The 1,259-nt window shown below is 62.2% G+C and carries 1 protein-coding gene; it reads right to left on the bottom strand.

Going from position 1 to position 1,259, the window contains the following annotated elements; all coding sequences use genetic code 11:
* Positions 1–86 precede the first annotated feature (86 nt).
* On the bottom strand, positions 87–1,214 hold the full coding sequence (locus EN935_RS36455) for a transketolase C-terminal domain-containing protein (protein ID WP_245489146.1): 1,128 nt from the start codon (positions 1,212–1,214) through the stop codon (positions 87–89).
* Positions 1,215–1,259: the final 45 nt, after the last annotated feature.

The following is a 1,259-nucleotide window of genomic DNA, read 5'->3' as shown; positions in this document are numbered from 1 at the left end:
AAGCGGTGACGAGCTTGGCGACGTTGACCAGCAGCTCGGGCGGGGCCGGCTTTCCGGCCAATGGACTGATTTTCATGGTCATTGTCTCATTCGGTTCGTGCAATCCCAACTTGTTTGGTTGACGGGCTGCCCGCAATTTGCGCCTTGGCGGCCGCAACGACGTGTGCCGGCTCGAATCCGAAGTGTTCTGCGACGACTTTCGATGGCGCTGACAGGCCGAAACTATGTAGAGCGAGGATGGCGCCGTCGAAGCCGGTATAGCGCTCCCATCCGAAACCAGATGCTTCTTCTACCGCAACCCGGGCCGTTATAGCGGGCGGCAGGACGGTCTCGTGATACTCCTTCGGTTGGCTTTCGAACAATTCCCATGACGGCATGCTGACGACGCGTGCCTTGATGCCCTCGGCCTTCAGCTGTTCATACGCCGTCACGCACAGCGCGACTTCGCTGCCGGTCGCCAGCAGCAGGACGTCGGGTCTGCCGTCGGGAGCATCAGCCAGTACATAAGCGCCCTGCGCCACGCCGGCTGCGTTTGCATAGATCGAGCGATCGAGCGTCGGCACCGCCTGTCGCGTCAGCACGAGGCAGACAGGCCTGTCCTTGAGATGCATGATGACCTTCCATGCCTCCATGACTTCATTCGCATCCGCCGGGCGTAGCACGACCATGCCGGGCATGGCGCGGAACGAGGCAAGCTGCTCGATCGGCTGGTGGGTTGGCCCGTCCTCGCCGAGACTGATGGAATCATGGGTCCAGATGGAGATGAGCGGGAGTTCCATCATCGAGCTCAGCCGCAGCGCCGCGCGGCAGTAGTCGGTGAAGATCAGGAAGCTGGAGACGAACGGCCGCAGCTTCGACAGGCTCATGCCGTTGCCGATGGCGCACATGGCATGTTCGCGCAGGCCAAAGTGGAAATTCCGCCCGCGGTAGCTGACGGCCTGGTCGCCCTCTGGGGTCTGAAAGTTGCCGGCGAAATCGAATTCGAGGTTCGTCTTGGTTGACGGCGACAGGTCTGCCGCGCCCCCCAGCAGCCATGGCAAATGTTCCGCAATAGCGTTCAACACCTGGCCCGACGAGTCGCGCGTCGCGAGGCCTTTCGCATCGGCTGAGAAGGCGGGCAACGTGGCGTCCCACCCGGAGGGAGCATCGCGTCGCTGCATCTGGTCGATCTGTTTGGCCAGGTCGGGATATTGTCTACGATAGGCCGCGAACAATTTTCGCCAGGCGGCATGAGCGGCGTCCCCACGCTTGCCCATATG

Origin of the sequence: Mesorhizobium sp. M7D.F.Ca.US.004.03.1.1 (assembly GCF_003998635.1) — a bacterium.
Classification (GTDB): Bacteria; Pseudomonadota; Alphaproteobacteria; order Rhizobiales; family Rhizobiaceae; genus Mesorhizobium; species Mesorhizobium loti.
Note: the sequence above shows the minus strand (reverse complement) of the source record. Positions and strands in the feature narration are given on the sequence as shown.